We start from the raw sequence: 19,355 nt of genomic DNA on the forward strand, positions 1-19,355 counted from the left end.
AATAATGAAAAACCCTTACGCTCTCGGCTTCTGGTGCGCCCTGGTAGCCCTGGTGCTGCTGTCGGCCACCTATTTCTACGGCATCATGCTGGCCCACCAGATCGACAAGGCAATGGTCTTCCTCGACAGCACCGTGGCGCTGATCGCGGTCATGGCGATCGTGGTCGTGGCGTCGGCGCTGGTGCAGACCCAGCGACTCAAGAAACGCCAGCTCGAGCAAAGCAAGACATTGCTGCTGATCTGGGACACCAAGGTCGCGCTGCGCAAAGTCGAAACCGTGTTCGACCGCTACTTCTGGGGCGGCTACTGGCAACCGGGGCGGACCTTCGCCGAAGTCATGGGCGAGCTCACCGGCACGCCGCTGGAAAAAAGCCTCGAAGCTCTGAAAAAACAATGTCTGGCCCTCGACCGACAAGTCGCCGGCGACGGCTGGCACTGGCTCAACAACGCCCGCGAACTGTCGGACGTCGCAACCGCCATGGCCCGCGAGCGTTATCAACTGGACTTCTGCGACCCGCGCAGCGACGGGCCGGGCGGGACGGTGATCGACCGGGATTTCGAAGTGCTGGTGTACACCTGGACCGCACGGCTGAAAAGCTTCGACCATCAGCTCGACGAGATCGAGGTGCAATATTCCTGATCATTAAAAGATCGCCGAACCCGGCGATCTTTTTGTTTGTCCATGTCTCGTGGACATTCTTTAACCTTTAAACATTGGGCCGCGTCGCACTGCCAGTGCTAATCTCCACCGCTAAATTCAGCGGAGTCGCGCCACGGCCCGGTCACGGGTTCAGGGAAGACGACCACACTTTCAGCCACGGAAATCGATCAGGTCATTCATGAATAAATCAGCAGGCGTGCTTCTCGGAATTGTTGTGGCCATTGGCGCCATCAGCGTAGGCGGGGCCTGGTACACGGGCACCAAAATCGAAGGCGTGCTGAACAATGCCGTCGCCAACGCCAACAGCGAGTTGCAGACCGCCATGGCCGGCTCCAACGGCAGTGCATCGCTGGAGCTGGTATCGCTTGAGCGCAACACCTTCAGCAGCACCGCGCACTATCGCCTCAAGGGCGAGGGTGAAATGTTCGGCGAGACGCCGGTCGAGTTGCTGTTCGTCGATCACATCGAACACGGCCCGCTGCCGTTCTCGCGACTGGTGTCGCTGAAATGGCTGCCGGTCATGGCCACCAGTCACTACGAACTGGAAAAGACCCCGATCACCGAAAAATGGTTTGCCGCCACCAAGGGCGCGGCGCCGCTCAAAGGTGTGGTCAACATCGGCTACGACCAGTCCACCACCGGCAACCTCGAACTGCTGCCACTGGAAACTGCGCTGGATGAAAAATCGAACCTGAAGTTTTCCGGTTTGAACATGGATATTTCCGCCAGCGCTCAGGCCCAGAAGGTCAAGGCCGACGGCTACATGGACAGCCTGCGCCTGACCACGGTCGCCGAAGACCAGACCCCGGTGCAGATCGAACTCAACGGCCTGACCCTGGCCAGCAACCTCGCCAAGAGCACCTACGGCTACTACACCGGCGAGAACACCCTGGAGCTGACCAGCAGCAAGACCACCTTCGGCGCCAAACAGTCGGTACTGGGCGTGAAGAACTTCGAGATGAAGAACCGCACTGAAGAGAACGGCAGCAACGCCTCCGGCCGTGCCGACTACAAGGTTGCTGAAGTAACCCTCAACGACAAGAAGATCGGTTCGGCCAACCTGGCCATGAGCCTGAAAAATCTCGACATCCCGTCGGCCATGTCGCTGATGCAGATCTACCAGACCAAGCTGCAGCCATACGAAAAAGCCGCTGCCGAAGCCACCGCCGCCGGCCTGCCGGCACCGGAGCTGAACCTGACCGAAGCCGAGTCCACCCAGGTCAAGGCCGACCTGCAGAAACTGCTGGCGGCCGGGCCGCAATTGGCGCTGGAAGACCTGTCGCTGAAAACCGCCAACGGCGAAAGCCGGGCGAATCTGGTGCTTGATCTGACCAAGCCTGCGTCGATGGACCTGCCACCGGATCAACTGGGCAAACAGTTGATCGCGCTGCTGGACATCAATGTGTTGGTGTCCAAGCCGATGCTGGTCGATCTGCTCAGCGTCCAGGCGCAAATCGATGGCCAGACCGATGCCAAGGCCATCGTCGACCAGGCCAGCGCTGGCGCCGACATGTTCGCCGGCATGGCCGTTGGTTCGCAGTTGGCGACACTGGATGGCACCAACGTTGTCACCAAGCTGCATTACGCCGCCAATCAGGTTGAATTCAACGGCCAGAAGATGACCGTCGAGCAGTTCGTGGGCTTCCTGATGAGCAAGTTCGGCAGTATCGAACAGCCTCAGTAAACGCCTCGCGCGTCACCGAAACGCCCGGCCTCTGCACCCGCAGACGCCGGGCGTTTTGCTGTCTGGCATCCGGGTTAACGGTTAGCCGGGGCCAGTCATCGTCACGAATCTGAACAATTATTGTGTTCTGAATATTGATCTACGCTTGCGTGCAAGACTGCTTGGATAAGCTTGGCTGAGCGTTTTTTGCTTGGCCTCCGTTACGAAATGGGCAAGGGGGGGCGTTGCTACCCGGCTGGCCATGTAAGGATGCTGACGAATGCCGCGTATTGATGTTCCTGTATTACATCGTGGTTTACGCCCTTTGTTTCGAGTCGCGCTGTGCAGCCAGTTGCTCTGGCCGGCGTTCGCGTTCGCCGACACGGCCTACGATCAAATGGTGCTCGACGCCCGGGCCGGGCATTACACGCCCGCGCTGACCGTTTTGCGTCAGGTACCGCCGGCCCAGGCCACCACCGGCCAGGTCAGCGATCACCTGCAAATTGCCGGTTGGGCCGGGCTCGACGCCGAAGTGGTGCAGGTCTACGAGACTCAGGGTCGTGGCCGGGCACTGCCGGTTCAGGCGCTGACCGCCACCGCCCGGGCCTACCGCAACCTCAAACGCTGGGATCAGGCGATCGAGGTCTACAACAAGGCCCTGACGCTGGAGCCGGACAACGCCGACCTGCAACTCGGTCTGGCGCTGACCCAGGCCGACTCCGGCAAGCCCGACGAAGGGGTGATCCGCGCCCGTTCGCTGGTCGCCGCCAAACCCGATGATCCTTCCCGCCGACTGGCGCTGGGCTACGCCCTGAATCGCGCCGGCAAGCCGTACGACGCGCTGTTCGAATACGACCAGGCTTTCGTTCGCGCCGGCAACAAACCCGAGGTCGCTCGCGAATACGTGGTCGCCCTGCAAAAGGCGCGTCTGCCGGAGCCGGCACTGCGGCTGGCCAAACGGCGTCCAGGGCTGATCGATCCCGTCACCTTGCGCCGTCTTGAAGGCGATCTGGCTGCGGAACGCGTGCGACTCGCCGAACTGGCCACCCGCAGCGAAAAAGAACGCTACGTGATCGCTGATCGCGCCCTGGCCGACTACGACCAGTTGCTCGCCACCTGGACTCCGGACGCCACTGCCCACGACGACGTGACCCGCTGGCGCATCGACCGCATGGGCGCGCTCAAGGCCCGGGCGCGCACCGCCGAAGTCATCAGCGAATACCAGAAGCTGCAAGCCGAAGGCGTGAAGATCCCGACCTACGCCCTGCGCTGGGTGGCGGCGTCCTATCTGGATCAGCGCCAGCCGGAAATCGCCACCGATCTTTACCGTCAGGTGCTGGCAGCGCCGGACGCCGATGTCGGCGACCGACTCGAAGACACCACGGCGCTGTATTACTCGCTGCTGGAAAGCGACCGCGCCGAAGAGGCGCGCAAAGTCGCTGAAGATCAGGCCAGGGCTCAGAAGCCGCGCGTCGAACTCAAGGGCCTGCCGATCGGCAACCCCAACGACGAATGGATGGACGCCCAGCAACTGGCGGCGCAGGCCGGCACCTACGGTTCCGACCTGCCTCACGGCGAAGAACGCTTGCAGACCCTGGTGGATCAGGCGCCGGGCAATATCGGCCTGCGCCTGGCCCAGGCGGACTTGTACCTGGCCCGCAACTGGCCGCGCCGCGCGGAAAATCAGCTCAAGGAAACCGAGAGCATCGCGCCGCGCGACATGGGCCTGGAAGTCGCACAGGCCCGCACCGCCATGGACCTGCAGGAATGGCGGCAGATGGATGCGCTGACCGATGACGTGGTGGCGCGCTTTCCTGACAACCGTCAGGTCCAGCGTCTGGCCCGTGAACGCGAAGTGCACGACATGTCCGAGCTGCGCGTCGAAGCCTATGGCGGCAAGGCCAACGGAGGCAGCGGTGGCGATGCCGGCGCGGTCTCCGGCAGCCGCGATTTCGGCATCCAGACCACCCTTTACAGCCCGCCGATCGATGAAGACTGGCGGGTGTTCGCCGGGGCCGGATACGCCACCGGCGATTTTGCCGAAGGCACCGGCCACCACCGCTTCCAGCGTGTCGGTCTGGAGCGTCGTACTCGCGACATGACCCTTGAAGCCGAGGTGTCGAATCATTCCTATGGTTTCGGCGACAAGCAGGGCGCGCGTCTGGCGATTGCCCGCGATATCAACGACCACTGGCAATACGGCGGCAGCCTTGAATACCTCTCGGCCGAAACCCCGCTGCGGGCGTTGAACAGCGATATCAAGGCCAACGGCGGCAGCGGTTTCATCCGCTGGCGCGCCAACGAGAGCCGCGAGTGGCGGCTGTCGGTCAGCCCGTCGCACTTCAGCGACGGCAACAATCGCGTCGAAGCCTTGCTGACCGGAAAAGAGGGCGTCTACAGCGCGCCGAACCTGCAAGTCGACGCGGGCCTGGAAGTGGGCACCAGCCACAACTCCAAGTCCGATGACGTGCCGTACTTCAACCCGAAGTCGGACTTCAGCGTCATGCCGCTGCTGAACGTCAATCACGTGCTGTACCACCGCTACGAAACGGTATGGAGCCAGCAATTCCAGGCCGGCGCGGGGACTTACAGCCAGCGTGATCACGGCACCGGCGGCATGGCATTGCTCGGTTACGGCCAGCGCTACGCCTGGAACGACGTGTTCGAGGTGGGCGGTTTGTTCAGCGTGATCAACCGGCCCTACGACGGTGACCGGGAAACCGATCTGCGTCTGCTCGTCGACCTCACTTTCCGCTTCTAGAAGAGTTTGAAGATGCCTTTGATTTCGCGTTTCATCCTTCTGCTGGGAGTGCTGCTGGTCAGCGCCTGCGCCCAGCAAGCCCCGGCCTTCGTGCCGCCGTCCGAGCGACCGCTGGCAGCCAATGAAAAGCCCTGGCCGAAAAACCACGTGCTGGGCATTGCCTACCACGACGTCGAAGACCGTGATCCCGATCAGGCAGTGGTGGCGGTGCGCACCGAGCGCCTGCTCGAACAGCTCGCCTGGTTGCGGGAGAACAACTACAAACCGGTGACGGTCGACCAGATCATGGCCGCGCGCAAAGGCGGGCCGGAACTGCCGCCCAAGGCGATCCTGCTCAGCTTCGACGACGGTTACTCAAGCTTCTACACCCGCGTACTGCCGGTGTTGCGCGCCTACAACTGGCATGCGCTGCTGGCGCCGGTCGGCACCTGGATAGATACGCCGCTGAACCAACCGGTGGACTTCGCTGGCACGCCGCGTCCGCGCTCGGACTTCCTGACCTGGGCTCAGGTGCGGGAAATCTCGCAATCGGGCCTGGTGGAAATCGCCGCTCACACCGACGCCAGCCACAAAGGCATCCTCGCCAACCCGCAAGGCAACCTGCAGCCGGCGGCCGCGACCCGACGCTACGATCCAGTGAGCAAACGCTACGAATCCGAAGCCGATTTCCAGGCGCGGATCCGCGCCGACGTGCAGGCGATCTCGGAGAAGATCCGCAAGAACACCGGGAAGAAACCGCGCGTCTGGGTCTGGCCTTACGGGACGGCGGACGGCACGTCGCTGACCGTGGTCAGCGAAGAGGGCTATGAAATGGCCCTGACCCTCGATGACGGCCTCGATGCTCTCGACAACCTGATGAGCGGGCCGCGTTTCCTGGTCGCCTCCGACCCTGACGGCGAGCACTTCGCCAACAGTGTGGTTGGCGTGCAATCGGAATTCACCATGCGCGTCGTGCATGTGGATCTGGACAACGTCTACGACCCGGATCCCGCGCAGCAGGAAATCAACCTCGGCAAACTGATCCAGCGCATGGCCGACATGGGCGCCAACACCGTGTTCCTGCAAGCCTTCGCCGATCCGAAGGGCGATGGGCTGGTGCATTCGTTGTACTTCCCCAACCGTCATCTGCCGATGCGCGCCGACCTGTTCGACCGCGTCGCCTGGCAATTGCGCACCCGGGCTCACGTGAAGGTCTTTGCGTGGATGCCGGTGCTGAGTTTCGAACTGGATTCGAAGCTGCCACGGGTGACTCGCTGGGATCCGAAGACCGGCACGACCGCTGTCGACCCGGATCAGTACAAACGCCTGTCGCCGTTCGACCCCGAGGTGCGGCGGATCATCGGCGAGATCTACGAAGACGTGGCACGCCTGACCTCGGTCGACGGCATCCTCTACCACGACGACGCAGTGCTTTCGGACTTCGAAGACGCCGGCCCTCAGGCGCTGAAGGCCTATGCCGCCAACGGCCTGCCGGGCTCGATCGCCGCTCTGCGTGACGATCCGGTGGCGATGCAGCGCTGGACGCGCTTCAAGAGCCGCTACCTGATCGACTTCACCAACGAACTGACCGCCAAGGTGCGCGCGATTCGTGGCCCGCAAGTGCTCACCGCACGCAACATCTTCGCTGAGCCTGTGCTCAATCCGCACAGCGAAGCGTGGTTCGCGCAGAACCTCGACGACTTCCTCGGGACTTACGACTGGACGGCGCCGATGGCCATGCCGCTCATGGAAAAACAGACCCATGCGCAATCCGGCCCGTGGCTCGAAGAGCTGGTGGCGAAGATCAAACAGCGCCCTGGTGCGCTGGACCGCACGGTGTTCGAACTGCAAGCCCGAGACTGGACGAAAAAAGATCAGGCCGACATCGACGGCGCACAACTGGCCGACTGGATGAGCCGCCTCAAGCGTCAGGGCGCCACCAGTTTCGGCTACTACCCGGACAACTTCCTCGAGAACCTGCCGGACCTGAAAACCGTGCGGCCTGCACTCTCCAACAAATGGAACCCATGACATGCTGGATAGACTGCTGGCCCTGCTTGTTCTGGCGATCGTCCTCGGCGTCCCGCTGGGGCTGATCTTCCTGGTCACCGGGCAATTCCTGATGGACTTCGTGTTCTTCTACCCGCTGTTCATGTCCGGGTTGTGGATTTCCGGTGGCCTGTATTTCTGGCTGCACTGGGAGCGGCACTGGCCGTGGAAGGACGACACCCTGCCGCCACCGCTGGAAGGCGAACCGCTGATTTCGATCCTGATCCCTTGCTACAACGAGGGCGACAACGCCGCCGACACCATCCACGCGGCGCTGGCGCAGCACTACCCGAACATCGAAGTCATCGCGATCAACGACGGCTCCAAGGACAACACCGCCGAAGTGCTGGATGCGCTGGCCAAGGAAGACCCGCGGCTGCGCGTGCTGCACCTGGCGGAAAACCAGGGCAAGGCCGTGGCCCTGCGCATGGGCGCCATCGCGGCGCGCAGCGAATATCTGGTGTGCATCGACGGTGACGCGCTGCTGGCGCCGAACACCGCTGCTTATCTGGTGGCGCCGATGCTGGACAACGCACGACTGGGTGCGGTGACCGGCAACCCACGGATCCGCACGCGTTCGACTCTGGTCGGGCGGGTTCAGGTCGGCGAGTTCTCGTCGATCATCGGGCTGATCAAGCGCACCCAGCGGGTGTTTGGGCGGATCTTCACCGTGTCGGGGGTGATCGTCGCGTTCCGTCGCACGGCGCTGAACCGGGTCGGCTACTGGAGCCCGGACATGATCACCGAAGACATCGACATCAGCTGGAAGCTGCAACTGGACCACTGGAGCATCTTCTACGAGCCCCGTGCCCTGTGCTGGATCCTGATGCCGGAAACCCTGCGCGGTCTGTGGAAGCAGCGCCTGCGCTGGGCCCAGGGCGGTGCCGAGGTGCTGTTCAAGAACATTCGCGGGATCTGGCAGTACCGTCACCGTTACCTGTGGCCGCTGCTGTTCGAATACTGCCTGTCGACCGGCTGGGCGTTCACCTTCCTGTTGTCGGTGATCTTCTGGGGCGTCGGCAAGTTCGTGGTCATGCCTGAAGCCATTGCCGTCGATCACCTGATGCCCCCGGCGTTTACCGGTCTGCTGCTTGCGTTTGTCTGCCTGGTGCAGTTCGCGGTCAGCATCATCATTGACCGTCGTTACGAACCGGGCCTGGGCAAGACCATGTTCTGGGTGGTCTGGTATCCGATTGCGTTTTGGTTCGTCAGCCTGCTGACCACGCTGGTCAGTTTCCCCAAAGTATTGTTCGGCCAACACCAGAAGCGTGCGCGCTGGGTCAGTCCCGACCGGGGTATCAAGCCGCTCGGGGACGATGAAGAGGAGGTTATCAAATGAAAATCATCCGGACCCGCCAACGGCCGTTTCTGGTGGTGGTCGATGCGTTCTTCACGGTGCTGGCCTGGATCGGTCTGCTGTATCTGCTGGCGCGCGGTTTATGGCCGCTGATCGAGACCCACGAAGGCGGGCCGCGCATCGACAATTCGGCGTTCGAAGCCCTCGGCACTTTGCAGATTTATCTGTGGGTGGCGCTGGTCAACGCAGTTATCCTGATCGGCTGGGCGCGCTATCAGCAACGCAAGAGCCGAAGCTTCGCTCAGCGCCGCCTGCCGTCCCCGGTGGTCGACGATGAGGGGCTGAGCCGCAGCTTCAAACTGTGCGACGAGCGCTTTCAGAAGCTGCGCGGGCCGGGCGTGATGACCATCCACAACGATCAGGACGGCGATGTCAGTCATGTGGTGCCGCATCTGTGGCCGGTTCAGCCGCAGGAGCTCCCGCCACCGCTGGCCCCGCTGGAGCATCCTCGGGTGATCTTTCTGCACGCCGAGGACGACGACAACCGCGAGCCGCTGAACCGGATCACCTGACGGCGCGAATCAGCCGCCAGGCTTCCTCCATCGGCAGCGGTTGCTTCATGCGTTCGGCCAGCAGCGCCATCGCCCGTTCCTGCTCACAGGCCACCGCCGCCACCACCACGCCCTTGCTCCCGAACAGCCCGATAAATGGCGGCTGTTCGGGTTCGCCGATGAATTCGACTGCATCCCACGCCTCGGCGTGGCCGAGATAGTCGTAGTTGCGGCCGAAATGCCAGGTCCAGAAATACGGCACGTCGAGGTAATGCTCATCGCCACCGAGCAGGTTCGCGGCGGCGATTCGCGCGTGCTGCTGGGCCAGGCGCCAGTGTTCGATGCGTTGCGGTTTGCCGTTCAGCGGGAAGGTGGCGATATCGCCAATGGCCCACAGACTGTCCGCGGCACGCAGGCCGGCATCGACTCGCAAGGATTGATCGTCCTCGCGCAGCAGATCGCCGAAGGCTTCGGTGGCCGGATGCACGCCGATTCCCGCCAACACCAGATCCGCCGACAGGCGCAGGCCGTTGTCGAGCAACACCGCCTCGACCTTGCCGTCGCCGGTGATCTCCCTGGCTTCGTGATCAGTGATGAATTTCACGCCGTTTTCTTCGTGCAGCGCACGGATCGCCTTGCCGACGGCTTCACCGAATTGCGCCGCGAAGGGAATCGCATGGCGCGCCAGCACCGTCACCTCGAGACCGTGCTGGCGCAGGGCCGAAGCGCATTCGAGCGCAATGAAACTGTCACCGATGATCACCGCGCGCTGACCGGGTTGGGCGGCGTCCATGATGGATTGCGCCTGGGCTTTGGAGCGCAGGACAAACACCTGGGGCAGGTCGGCACCGGGCAGTTTCAGCGCGTTGGGCGCTGCGCCGGTGGCCAGCACCGCCGCGCTGTAATGCAGTGTGCGGCCATCGCTCAGGTGAAGGGTTTTGGTATCGGCATCGAGCCCGGTGACCTCGCCTGAAACCCGGTTGATGTGCTGTTCGCGGTAAAAATCGTCATCGCGCAGGGGCGGGGTTTCCGGCGGCGGCATTTCCCCGGACAGCACGAATTTGCTCAGCACCGTGCGGTCGTAGCCGGCGTCCGGCTCGCGGTCGATCAGCACGATCCGCCCGCCGAAGCCTTTTTCCCGCAGGGCGGCGGCGCAGGCCGTTCCCCCGGCACCGGCGCCGACGATGACAAAGGTGCGCGGATCGTCCTGCGGCGGAGTGTGCGGATCCGGCAGCGGCTGGTCATCGACCCATACTTCGTCGCCGCGCAGTTCCAGCGGATAGCGCTTGAGACTGTCCAGCGCCGGAGGCTCGCACAACGCGCCATCTTCGGCGCGAAAAGCTGCCTTGTGCCACGGGCAGATCAGCCGGCCGTGGCACAACGCACTTTCCGCCAGCGGCGCGCCGGCATGCGGGCATTGCCCCTGAAAGGCGCGCAACTGGCCGGCGGCGCGCAGCAGGACGATCTTGCAGTCGCCGATCTGCACCTCCAGCCCACGGTCTTCAGGCACATCGGCGAAACGGGCGACACGGTGCAGGGTCATGGTCGTGCTCCTCACAGGCATTTCTCTTACGAGTTTGGGCCGCATTGCGAGGTTCAGCCATTTCCCACTGCCACGGCACGAACGGTACGGCTATAGTTTGCAGGCCGACGAAGGCCCAACTGCACAAGGTGCTCCCGGAATGACCCGATTGACCTCTCTCAACCCTTGGCTGGCGGCCGTTGCCGTCGCCCTTTGCGTGCAGTTTCCGGCGCAGGCCCAGGAGCGTTTCACCCTCAGCATTCCCGGTGTGTCGGATAACCGCCTGTTCACCTCGGCGGCGGCCAGCGATGCGGCCGGTTGCGGCGGCAAGAACCAGTCGCCGGCCCTGAGCTGGAATGCCGGCCCCAGCGGAACCCTGAGCTACGCCATCGTCATGCACGATCCGGACGGCCAGAAAGGTTCGGGTGTCGATCACTGGATTCACTACGGGATCAAGGCCACGACCCGGCAGATTCCGGCGGGTGTCGGCGCCAAATCGGCCCTTGAAGGCGTCGGTGGCACCAACAGCAAAGGCACCACCAGCTACATCGGCCCGTGCCCGCCGGTTGGCGACAGCGCGCACCACTACATCATCCAGATCTACGCCCTGGATCTGGCCCCGGACGCCTTGCCGGCCGGCCTGACCCGCGCCCAGCTGATGGAAAAGATCAAAGGCCACGTGCTGCGCAACAGCAGTGCGGTGCGGCGTTATCACCGCTGAAAAAATTTCGGCGAGGTTTAACCCGAACTGACAGGGCTGCCCGTCTCAGGGGATGAATGGATCAATTCTTCCCCGAGGTCAGCCCCCATGTCCCTTCCTTCCACGCTTCTGCGCCCCCTTGCTGCCAGTGTGTTGCTGGTGGTTGCCGGTTGCGGTGTTTCCTCCAGCCCGGAAACCACCGTCGCGCCGCCTCCGGCGCAGACCGAACTGAAATCCTCCGTGCAGCCCGAATTGGTCATGGCCGATAGCGCGATGGCCAAGCGCAGTGCACTGGCGGCGCCGATCGCCAGTTTTGCACCGATGCCGGCCAGTGAAAGTTATCCACAAGGCTATCGTGACGAACAACGCGAGCAGTACGCCAAGCTGGCCGACAACCCGATCCACAGCGTCGCCGAAACCCCGGTCTCGACCTTCAGCGCCGACGTCGACACCGGCGCCTACGCCAATGTGCGGCGCCTGCTCAATCAGGGTCGACTGCCGCCGGAAGGCGCGGTGCGGCTGGAAGAAATGGTCAATTACTTTCCCTACGACTACGCGCTGCCGAGCGATGGCTCGCCCTTCGGCGTGACCACCGAACTGGCCGCTTCGCCGTGGAACCCACACACACGCTTGCTGCGCATCGGCATCAAGGCCTCCGACCGCGCGGTGGCGGAACTGGCCCCGGCCAATCTGGTATTTCTGGTGGACGTGTCCGGCTCGATGGACCGCCCCGAAGGCTTGCCGCGGGTCAAAAGCACCTTGAAGTTGCTGGTCGATCAATTGCGCGAGCAGGATCGGGTATCGCTGGTGGTGTATGCCGGCGAATCCAGAGTGGTACTGGAGCCGACTTCCGGACGGGAAAAGGCGAAAATTCGCACAGCCATCGAGCAATTGACCGCCGGTGGCTCGACCGCTGGCGCTTCAGGCATCGAGTTGGCTTATCAGATGGCGCAGCAGGCGTTCATCCCCAAAGGGATCAACCGCATCCTGTTGGCCACCGACGGTGACTTCAACGTCGGCATCAGCGACTTCGATAGCCTGAAACAAATGGCTGTGGATAAACGCAAGACCGGGATTTCCCTGACCACCCTGGGTTTCGGTGTGGATAACTACAATGAACACCTGATGGAACAACTGGCCGATGCCGGTGACGGCAATTACGCCTACATCGACAACCTGCGCGAAGCGCGCAAGGTGCTGGTGGATCAACTCGGTTCGACCCTCGCCGTGGTAGCGAAAAACGTCAAGTTGCAGGTCGAGTTCAACCCGGCGCAGGTCAGCGAATACCGCCTGCTCGGTTACGAGAACCGCGCGTTGAAGCGTGAGGATTTCAGCAACGACAAGGTCGATGCCGGTGAAATCGGTGCAGGCCATACGGTGACGGCGTTGTATGAAATCGTCCCGACAGGCGAGAAGGGCTGGCTGGAACCGCTGCGTTACGGAAAAACCGATGCAGTGGTTTCCGAAAAGAAAGGAGAATTGGCAATGCTGCGTGTGCGATATCAAAAGCCTGAGGGTGGGAAAAGTCTGCTGATCGAGCGGCCGATTGCCAGTCAGGTTGCTCCGGCCAGTGAAGACCTGCGCTTTGCTGCCGCCGTCGCCGCGTTTTCCCAGCAACTCAAGGACGGCCGCTACACTGGCGAATTCAGCTTGAAGGACACCGAAGCCCTGGCGCGAGGTGCCCGTGGTGATGACCGCTTCGGCCTGCGCAACGAATTCGTGCAGCTGGTTGAACTGGCGCAGAGCCTGCGTACTTCTACTGCCTCCAGCGCGATGTCCACTGAGCGACGGATTGAATAGTGAGCCGCCTCAAAGGCTTCATCACACAGCTGTTTGCCTCCGCCGACAGCCTTGAGGCCAGCAGCGACGAATCGCTGCTGGCCCGTTATCGCGAGGGTGACGGCAAGGCGTTCGAGATCCTGTACGCCCGTCATCGGCAAAGTCTTTATCGGTTTCTGCTCGGTTTGAGCGGCAAACCTGAACTGGCCGACGAGGTTTTCCAGGAGACCTGGCTGAGCCTGATCCGCAGTGCCAGTCAGCCACAAGGCCGGGCGACCTTTCGTACGTGGTTGTTCCAGATTGCCCGCAATCGCCTGATCGACCACTGGCGCAAACACGGCGCCCGGCAACCGTTGCATGACAGCTACGACGAACAGACCCACGCCGTCAGCGACGACGCCTCCGATCCCGAACAACTGCTCAACCTCAGCCGCGACAGCCAGCGCTTGGAGAGCGCTCTGCAATCCTTGCCCGCCGACCAGCGCGAAGTGTTCATGCTGCGCGCCCACGGCGACCTCGATCTGGCGCAAATCGCCAGCCTCACCGAAACACCGCTGGAAACCGTCAAGAGCCGCTTGCGCTACGCCCAGCAAAAACTGCGTCGGCTGCTGGCCGAGGAGGTACTGACATGACGGACGCCCGCCCGACACCCGAAGAGCAAGTGCTCAAGCACGTGCGCGAACAGCACAACGCCGAGCCGCCGGCGCATCTCGATGCGCTGATCCTCAACGCCGCCCACCGTGAAACCCCGGCACCACGGCAAAACCTGTGGCAACGCTGGCTCAAGGCCTGCCAGCAACCGCGCTATCAGGTGGTTTTTGCCAGTCTGGTCGGCATCGCGCTGATGCTGTCGCTGGTGCAACGCGCGCCGGAACCCGTTGCTCAATACGATTTCGCCCCCGCCGCGAAACCGGCTGCGCCAGTGGCCCGCCAGGAGGCCCGATCATTGTCGGCGCCCGCCGGCGCGCTTTCTGCGCCTGCACCCGCAATGGCTCCCGCGCCAATGGCGGAAATGGCCGCACCGATGCAGAGCGAATCGATCAGCGCCGACACGGCGGACGAAGCCAAGGTCAGCAAGCGCGCCGCCGCCCCGGTCAACGGTCTTGACGCGCAACTGCGTGAAGTCCTGCGCCTGCGCGAGTCCGGCCAGTCGCAAGCGGCCGACAGCCTGTTCAACAACCTGCACAAGCGCTACCCGAACGTGAATCTCGACCTGCGACTGGAAAAAATCCGCAAGAACTGACCGTATCAGCCATCCGCCATTTGGCATTGACCCGCAAAAACGCGCACTATCGGGTCATTGCCGATGCGCTGGAGGATGCCGTGGCCCAAAAAATCGACCGCATCGCCCAAATGCTCAACTGCCCGGTGAAGGGTGAGGAACTGCGGCGGGCAGTGACGGAGAGTCGCAAGGAGTTTCTTCTGGCCAAGCAGGCCGAAGAGGATCTGGAGCAAGACGTTCTCGATGATGACTTGATCGAGGACGAAGAAGACGATGATGAATACGACGAGTTTGACTGGACGACGGAGTGAGTCGCCAGCCAGCAGGCACAAAAAAGCCCCGGACCTTGCAGTCCGGGGCTTTTTCGTTTTGTTCATGGCGCACCAGGCGGGATTCGAACCCACGACCCCTGCCTTCGGAGGGCAGTACTCTATCCAGCTGAGCTACTGGTGCAGCGGGCGACATCATACCTAGGTCGGCTCGGGGCGTCCATGCCGGGTTTTGGTGCGTATTGTCAGTGCGCATGTCGGTTGAAAAGCACTGCATTCCATAAAGCTGTAACGTCCTGCAAAAGGCTCGCTTGGCGCTTTTGAGAGGCTGTTCTATGGTTTCCCTGCGACCCGAGCTGTTGGTACGTTGATCTGAAATGTTCAGCAATTGCGGCGTTTTTGTTCTTTTTTTCGAACGCCCTATTGTCCTTCAACCCCTTTGAACCTAGGATTCGTTTGAGATTTCAAACGCTCCTTATCCAGGTGCTGAGCCGCACGCGTTTTGAGTCGTGCGCTATTGATGTGCCAGCCCGGTGAATGATTTCCCTGACGGCAGCCTTGCGAGGCGCCTTTCTACAATCATAATTTTGCTCCGCGCCTTGCGCGGTGCTGTTAAGGAAAGCCGACATGCAGCTTAAAGACACCCAGTTGTTCCGCCAGCAAGCCTTCATCGATGGCGCATGGGTCGACGCGGACAGCGGTCAGACGATCAAGGTCAACAACCCGGCCACCGGCGAGATTCTGGGCACCGTGCCGAAGATGGGCGCTGCCGAAACCCGCCGCGCCATCGAAGCCGCCGACAAGGCGTTGCCGGCCTGGCGTGCACTGACCGCCAAGGAGCGTGCAGGCAAGCTGCGTCGCTGGTTCGAACTGATGATCGAGCACCAGGACGACCTCGCTCGCCTGATGACCCTCGAGCAGGGCAAACCACTGGCCGAAGCCAAGGGCGAAATCGTTTACGCCGCTTCGTTCATCGAGTGGTTCGCCGAAGAAGCCAAGCGCATCTACGGCGATGTGATTCCGGGCCACCAGCCGGACAAGCGCCTGATCGTGATCAAGCAACCGATCGGCGTTACCGCTGCCATCACCCCGTGGAACTTCCCGGCGGCGATGATCACTCGTAAAGCAGGTCCGGCGCTGGCCGCCGGTTGCACCATGGTGCTCAAGCCTGCTTCGCAAACTCCGTTCTCCGCATTCGCTCTGGCCGAACTGGCCCAGCGCGCCGGCATCCCTAAAGGTGTGTTCAGCGTGGTGTCCGGCAGCGCCGGCGACATCGGCAGCGAGCTGACCAGCAACCCGATCGTGCGCAAACTGTCCTTCACCGGCTCGACCGAAATCGGTCGTCAGCTGATGTCGGAATGCGCCAAGGACATCAAGAAAGTTTCCCTGGAACTGGGCGGCAACGCGCCATTCATCGTGTTCGACGACGCGGACCTGGATAAGGCCGTCGAAGGCGCGATCATTTCCAAGTACCGCAACAACGGCCAGACCTGCGTCTGCGCCAACCGTCTGTACATTCAAGATTCGGTCTACGATGCGTTCGCCGAGAAGCTGAAAGTGGCAGTCGCCAAGCTGAAAATCGGCAACGGTCTGGAAGAGGGCACCACCACTGGCCCGCTGATCGACGAGAAAGCCGTGGCCAAGGTGCAAGAGCACATCGCTGACGCGGTGAGCAAAGGCGCAACCGTTCTGGCCGGCGGCAAGCCGATGGAAGGCAACTTCTTCGAGCCGACCATCCTGACCAACGTGCCGAAAGACGCTGCCGTGGCCAAGGAAGAAACCTTCGGTCCGCTGGCGCCGCTCTTCCGCTTCAAAGACGAAGCCGACGTGATCGCGATGTCGAACGACACCGAGTTCGGTCTGGCTTCGTACTTCTACGCTCGCGACCTGGGCCGTGTGTTCCGTGTGGCTGAAGCCCTGGAATACGGCATGGTCGGCGTCAACACCGGGCTGATCTCCAACGAAGTCGCGCCGTTCGGCGGCATCAAGGCCTCGGGCCTGGGCCGTGAAGGCTCCAAGTACGGCATCGAAGATTACCTGGAAATCAAATACCTCTGCCTGGGCATCTAAGCCTCGGTAGAAGATCGCTGTAAACGCAAAGGGCACGAGAGCGCTGTCCCTTTGCGTCGTTTCAAACCGGAATTTTCTCTGCGGCCGGGAACGCCGTGGCAGTCGATCATCGCATGCTGCCACCGCCGATTCCTCCCGCTTTATCCTTGAACCACGCCGCCCGATGAGCGGCGAATGAGGACTGTAATGAGCAAGACTAACGCTGAACTGATGGCCCGTCGTACCGCAGCTGTTCCACGTGGTGTTGGCCAGATTCACCCGATCTTCGCCGAGTCCGCGAAAAACGCGACCGTGACCGACGTTGAAGGTCGTGAATTCATCGACTTCGCTGGCGGTATCGCTGTACTGAACACCGGCCACGTGCACCCGAAAATCATCGCTGCCGTGACCGAGCAGCTGAACAAGCTGACTCACACCTGCTTCCAGGTTCTGGCTTATGAGCCGTACGTTGAGCTGTGCGAGAAAATCAACGCTCGCGTACCGGGCGACTTCGCCAAGAAAACCCTGCTGGTGACCACCGGTTCCGAAGCCGTTGAAAACGCCGTGAAGATCGCTCGTGCCGCCACTGGCCGCGCTGGCGTGATCGCCTTCACCGGCGCTTACCACGGTCGCACCATGATGACCCTGGGCCTGACCGGTAAAGTCGTGCCTTACTCGGCCGGCATGGGCCTGATGCCAGGCGGCATCTTCCGCGCGCTGTACCCGAACGAACTGCACGGCGTGAGCATCGACGACTCGATCGCTTCCATCGAACGCATCTTCAAGAACGACGCCGAGCCGAAAGACATCGCCGCGATCATCATCGAGCCTGTACAGGGTGAAGGTGGTTTCTACGTCGCACCGAAAGAATTCATGAAGCGTCTGCGTGCCCTGTGCGACCAGCACGGCATCCTGCTGATCGCTGACGAAGTGCAGACCGGCGCTGGCCGTACCGGCACTTTCTTCGCCATGGAACAGATGGGTGTTGCTGCCGATCTGACCACCTTCGCCAAATCCATCGCTGGCGGCTTCCCGCTGGCCGGTGTGTGCGGCAAGGCCGAATACATGGACGCCATCGCGCCAGGCGGCCTGGGCGGCACCTACGCCGGTAGCCCGATCGCTTGCGCCGCGGCCCTGGCCGTGATGGAAGTGTTCGAAGAAGAAAAACTGCTGGACCGTTGCAAAGCTGTCGGCGAGCGTCTAGTCACCGGCCTGAAAGCCATCCAGGCCAAGTACCCGGTGATCGGCGAAGTCCGTGCCCTGGGCGCGATGATTGCCGTCGAGCTGTTCGAAAACGGCGACAGCCACAAGCCAAACCCGACCGCCGTCGCGGCTGTCGTGGCCAAGGCGCGTGACAAGGGCCTGATCCTGCTGTCCTGCGGCACCTACGGCAACGTGCTGCGCGTCCTGGTACCGCTGACCTCGCCGGACGAGCAACTGGACAAAGGTCTGGCGATCATCGAAGAGTGCTTCTCGGAGCTGTAATCCGTAGCACCGTGTGATCGGATCGACAAAAAACCCGCTTCGGCGGGTTTTTTCATGCCTGGAGAAACACGGGCGCGGTTTTCAGGTTGTACCGAATCGCCAGCATTGGCTAAGGTTCAAGCATTGCAAGGGAGGGCGAGCATGACGGCCGTCGATTTACCCGCTGTACCAAGAGTCCTGATTGCCGAGGCCGACCCGTGGTCTCGTGACCTGCTCAAACAAGTGTTGCTGAATGTGCGCTGCGATGCGCGGCTGGACCTGTGCGCCGATGGCCAGGAGGCAATGACGCTGCTCAGCGAAGTCCCCTATGACCTGGCGATCGTCGACTGGGAGTTGCCCGGCGTCGATGGCTTGAGCGTGTTGCGCAGTGTCCGCCAGCGCAAACGCAATCCGCCGCTGCCGTTCATTCTGATGAGCAGTCGCAACGACAGCGCCAGCGTGCGCGAAGCCCTGCCGCTGGCGCCGACCGCCTACCTGGCCAAACCCCTGAACATGGAAAGCCTGACCGAGCGTTTGCAGGGATTGCTGCTGAATGCCGGCGAAGAAGTGTTCTGTGAAGTACCGGCGCTGGCGCCGGGCATGACCCTCTCGGTTTTCCTCGAACGTCGCCGCGAGCAGGCCGACGGCGCACCGCTGATGACTGACGTGCAGGTGGCGGTCAAACGCAGCCTCAACCCCAACGGCCTGGACCTGAAGCTGCTGGAAGAGGAAATCCGCACCGATCCGCAGATCACCGCCGTGTTGATTGCCGCGTCGAACAGCGCCGCTCAGCATCATGGCGCGCCGGTGCAGACCCTGGCGCAGGCGCTGCATCGCCTGGGCACCGGGCAAAGCATGAATCTGATTCTTGGCCTTGCACTCAAACGCAGCGCCCGACTCAGCGACCCGTGCCTGGCGGATTACGCCGAGCGCTATTGGGGCTTGTCGCTGCACACCGCCGAGTACGCCCGCACCTTGGCGCGTCTGCTCGATCTGGATCAGGAACGCTGCTACTGCGCCGGGATGCTCCATCGCCTCGGCGATCTGGCGTTGCTGCGTTGTCTTCAAGAGTGGAAGCAGGCCGGCGGCGAGCTGGATGAACTGGAAGAAGTCGGCGATGCGCTGGCCGAATTCGGTGCGGCGTACGGTTCGGCGTTGCGCACTCGCTGGCGCCTGCCGCTGGAACTGCGCGAGCTGATTGCCTCGGTCTACCAGCTCGGTGGCGGGGTGTATTCCCGCGAGGCACTGGTGATGAACATGGCGGCGCAGATGGCGCGGCTGACCGAGCATGAGGGCGTTGAGGAGCTGGCGAAGAGCCGCACGGCGCGCTTGCTCAAAATCGGCTTGCCGGAGCTGATGCGGATGCGCAAATAGCGGCTTGATTGCGCA

The 19,355-nt window shown here is 62.4% G+C and carries 15 protein-coding genes and 1 tRNA gene; 14 read left to right on the forward strand and 2 right to left on the reverse strand.

Annotated elements, in window-relative coordinates; all coding sequences use genetic code 11:
* Positions 1-4: 4 nt before the first annotated feature.
* The 6 genes from C1X29_RS16295 (at position 5) to pgaD (ending at position 8,982) form a co-directional block, all read left to right on the forward strand.
* Positions 5-640 carry an NADH:ubiquinone oxidoreductase subunit N gene (locus C1X29_RS16295; RefSeq protein ID WP_085746283.1) on the forward strand — a complete coding sequence of 212 codons (636 nt, stop codon included), beginning with the start codon at positions 5-7 and terminating at the stop codon, positions 638-640.
* A 199-nt stretch (positions 641-839) separates the two neighbouring features.
* Entirely contained in the window at positions 840-2,345 is a 1,506-nt protein-coding gene (locus tag C1X29_RS16300; protein WP_102717900.1) for a YdgA family protein, read from the forward strand.
* 259 nt (positions 2,346-2,604) lie between these two features.
* A complete protein-coding gene (gene pgaA, locus C1X29_RS16305; protein WP_102717901.1) occupies positions 2,605-5,085 on the forward strand; it encodes a poly-beta-1,6 N-acetyl-D-glucosamine export porin PgaA in 2,481 nt (826 codons plus the stop codon).
* 12 nt (positions 5,086-5,097) lie between these two features.
* Positions 5,098-7,095 carry a poly-beta-1,6-N-acetyl-D-glucosamine N-deacetylase PgaB gene (pgaB, locus tag C1X29_RS16310; protein WP_102717902.1) on the forward strand — a complete coding sequence of 666 codons (1,998 nt, stop codon included), beginning with the start codon at positions 5,098-5,100 and terminating at the stop codon, positions 7,093-7,095.
* 1 nt (position 7,096) lies between these two features.
* Complete coding sequence (gene pgaC, locus C1X29_RS16315) at positions 7,097-8,452, forward strand: poly-beta-1,6-N-acetyl-D-glucosamine synthase (protein ID WP_085746287.1); 1,356 nt, start codon at positions 7,097-7,099, stop codon at positions 8,450-8,452.
* Positions 8,449-8,982 (forward strand): poly-beta-1,6-N-acetyl-D-glucosamine biosynthesis protein PgaD, encoded by a 534-nt coding sequence (gene pgaD / locus C1X29_RS16320; RefSeq protein ID WP_074689361.1) that lies wholly within the window; start codon positions 8,449-8,451, stop codon positions 8,980-8,982. Before pgaC ends, pgaD begins: the two co-directional genes overlap by 4 nt.
* Here pgaD and C1X29_RS16325 read toward each other — a convergent pair.
* Positions 8,975-10,504 carry an FAD-dependent oxidoreductase gene (locus C1X29_RS16325; protein ID WP_102717903.1) on the reverse strand — a complete coding sequence of 510 codons (1,530 nt, stop codon included), beginning with the start codon at positions 10,502-10,504 and terminating at the stop codon, positions 8,975-8,977. The genes pgaD and C1X29_RS16325 overlap by 8 nt on opposite strands.
* Before the next feature lie 139 nt (positions 10,505-10,643).
* On the opposite strand from C1X29_RS16325, the gene C1X29_RS16330 reads away from it, so the two are divergent.
* From C1X29_RS16330 to C1X29_RS16350, 5 genes are all read left to right on the forward strand, one after another.
* Positions 10,644-11,204: a YbhB/YbcL family Raf kinase inhibitor-like protein gene (locus C1X29_RS16330; protein WP_102687455.1), complete on the forward strand. Its 561-nt coding sequence runs from the start codon at positions 10,644-10,646 to the stop codon at positions 11,202-11,204.
* Positions 11,205-11,291: 87 nt separating this feature from the next.
* Entirely contained in the window at positions 11,292-12,983 is a 1,692-nt protein-coding gene (locus tag C1X29_RS16335; protein WP_102717904.1) for a VWA domain-containing protein, read from the forward strand.
* Positions 12,984-13,012: 29 nt separating this feature from the next.
* Entirely contained in the window at positions 13,013-13,594 is a 582-nt protein-coding gene (locus tag C1X29_RS16340; protein WP_240866618.1) for an RNA polymerase sigma factor, read from the forward strand.
* On the forward strand, positions 13,591-14,205 hold the full coding sequence (locus tag C1X29_RS16345) for a hypothetical protein (protein WP_085746292.1): 615 nt from the start codon (positions 13,591-13,593) through the stop codon (positions 14,203-14,205). The genes C1X29_RS16340 and C1X29_RS16345 overlap by 4 nt, the downstream gene beginning before the upstream one ends.
* Before the next feature lie 20 nt (positions 14,206-14,225).
* Positions 14,226-14,495: a hypothetical protein gene (locus C1X29_RS16350; RefSeq protein ID WP_219733607.1), complete on the forward strand. Its 270-nt coding sequence runs from the start codon at positions 14,226-14,228 to the stop codon at positions 14,493-14,495.
* A gap of 65 nt (positions 14,496-14,560) precedes the next feature.
* On the opposite strand, the gene C1X29_RS16355 is transcribed toward C1X29_RS16350, so the two are convergent.
* A tRNA-Arg gene (locus C1X29_RS16355) sits at positions 14,561-14,637 on the reverse strand.
* Between the two features lie 443 nt (positions 14,638-15,080).
* Here C1X29_RS16355 and gabD point away from each other — a divergent pair.
* From gabD to C1X29_RS16370, 3 genes are all read left to right on the forward strand, one after another.
* Positions 15,081-16,523 carry an NADP-dependent succinate-semialdehyde dehydrogenase gene (gene gabD / locus C1X29_RS16360; protein ID WP_102717905.1) on the forward strand — a complete coding sequence of 481 codons (1,443 nt, stop codon included), beginning with the start codon at positions 15,081-15,083 and terminating at the stop codon, positions 16,521-16,523.
* Between the two features lie 186 nt (positions 16,524-16,709).
* The gene (gabT, locus tag C1X29_RS16365) at positions 16,710-17,987 is read left to right on the forward strand and encodes a 4-aminobutyrate--2-oxoglutarate transaminase (protein ID WP_007957613.1); all 1,278 of its coding nucleotides are present in this window, start codon (positions 16,710-16,712) and stop codon (positions 17,985-17,987) included.
* A gap of 141 nt (positions 17,988-18,128) precedes the next feature.
* Positions 18,129-19,340, forward strand: a complete 1,212-nt coding sequence (locus tag C1X29_RS16370; RefSeq protein WP_102687459.1) for a response regulator — start codon at positions 18,129-18,131, stop codon at positions 19,338-19,340.
* Positions 19,341-19,355 lie beyond the last annotated feature (15 nt).

Source organism: Pseudomonas sp. GW456-12-10-14-LB2, from assembly GCF_002884345.1.
Lineage (GTDB): Bacteria > Pseudomonadota > Gammaproteobacteria > Pseudomonadales > Pseudomonadaceae > Aquipseudomonas > Aquipseudomonas paraglycinae.

Coding starts and splice junctions, on each gene's coding strand:
- C1X29_RS16325 (WP_102717903.1), bottom strand. CDS start 10,504: ATGACCCTGCACCGTGTCGCCCGTTTCGCCGATGTGCCTGAAGACCGT.
- pgaD (WP_074689361.1), top strand. CDS start 8,449: ATGAAAATCATCCGGACCCGCCAACGGCCGTTTCTGGTGGTGGTCGAT.
- C1X29_RS16370 (WP_102687459.1), top strand. CDS start 18,129: ATGACGGCCGTCGATTTACCCGCTGTACCAAGAGTCCTGATTGCCGAG.
- C1X29_RS16335 (WP_102717904.1), top strand. CDS start 11,292: ATGTCCCTTCCTTCCACGCTTCTGCGCCCCCTTGCTGCCAGTGTGTTG.
- C1X29_RS16300 (WP_102717900.1), top strand. CDS start 840: ATGAATAAATCAGCAGGCGTGCTTCTCGGAATTGTTGTGGCCATTGGC.
- C1X29_RS16345 (WP_085746292.1), top strand. CDS start 13,591: ATGACGGACGCCCGCCCGACACCCGAAGAGCAAGTGCTCAAGCACGTG.
- pgaB (WP_102717902.1), top strand. CDS start 5,098: ATGCCTTTGATTTCGCGTTTCATCCTTCTGCTGGGAGTGCTGCTGGTC.
- C1X29_RS16330 (WP_102687455.1), top strand. CDS start 10,644: ATGACCCGATTGACCTCTCTCAACCCTTGGCTGGCGGCCGTTGCCGTC.
- pgaA (WP_102717901.1), top strand. CDS start 2,605: ATGCCGCGTATTGATGTTCCTGTATTACATCGTGGTTTACGCCCTTTG.
- gabD (WP_102717905.1), top strand. CDS start 15,081: ATGCAGCTTAAAGACACCCAGTTGTTCCGCCAGCAAGCCTTCATCGAT.
- pgaC (WP_085746287.1), top strand. CDS start 7,097: ATGCTGGATAGACTGCTGGCCCTGCTTGTTCTGGCGATCGTCCTCGGC.
- gabT (WP_007957613.1), top strand. CDS start 16,710: ATGAGCAAGACTAACGCTGAACTGATGGCCCGTCGTACCGCAGCTGTT.
- C1X29_RS16295 (WP_085746283.1), top strand. CDS start 5: ATGAAAAACCCTTACGCTCTCGGCTTCTGGTGCGCCCTGGTAGCCCTG.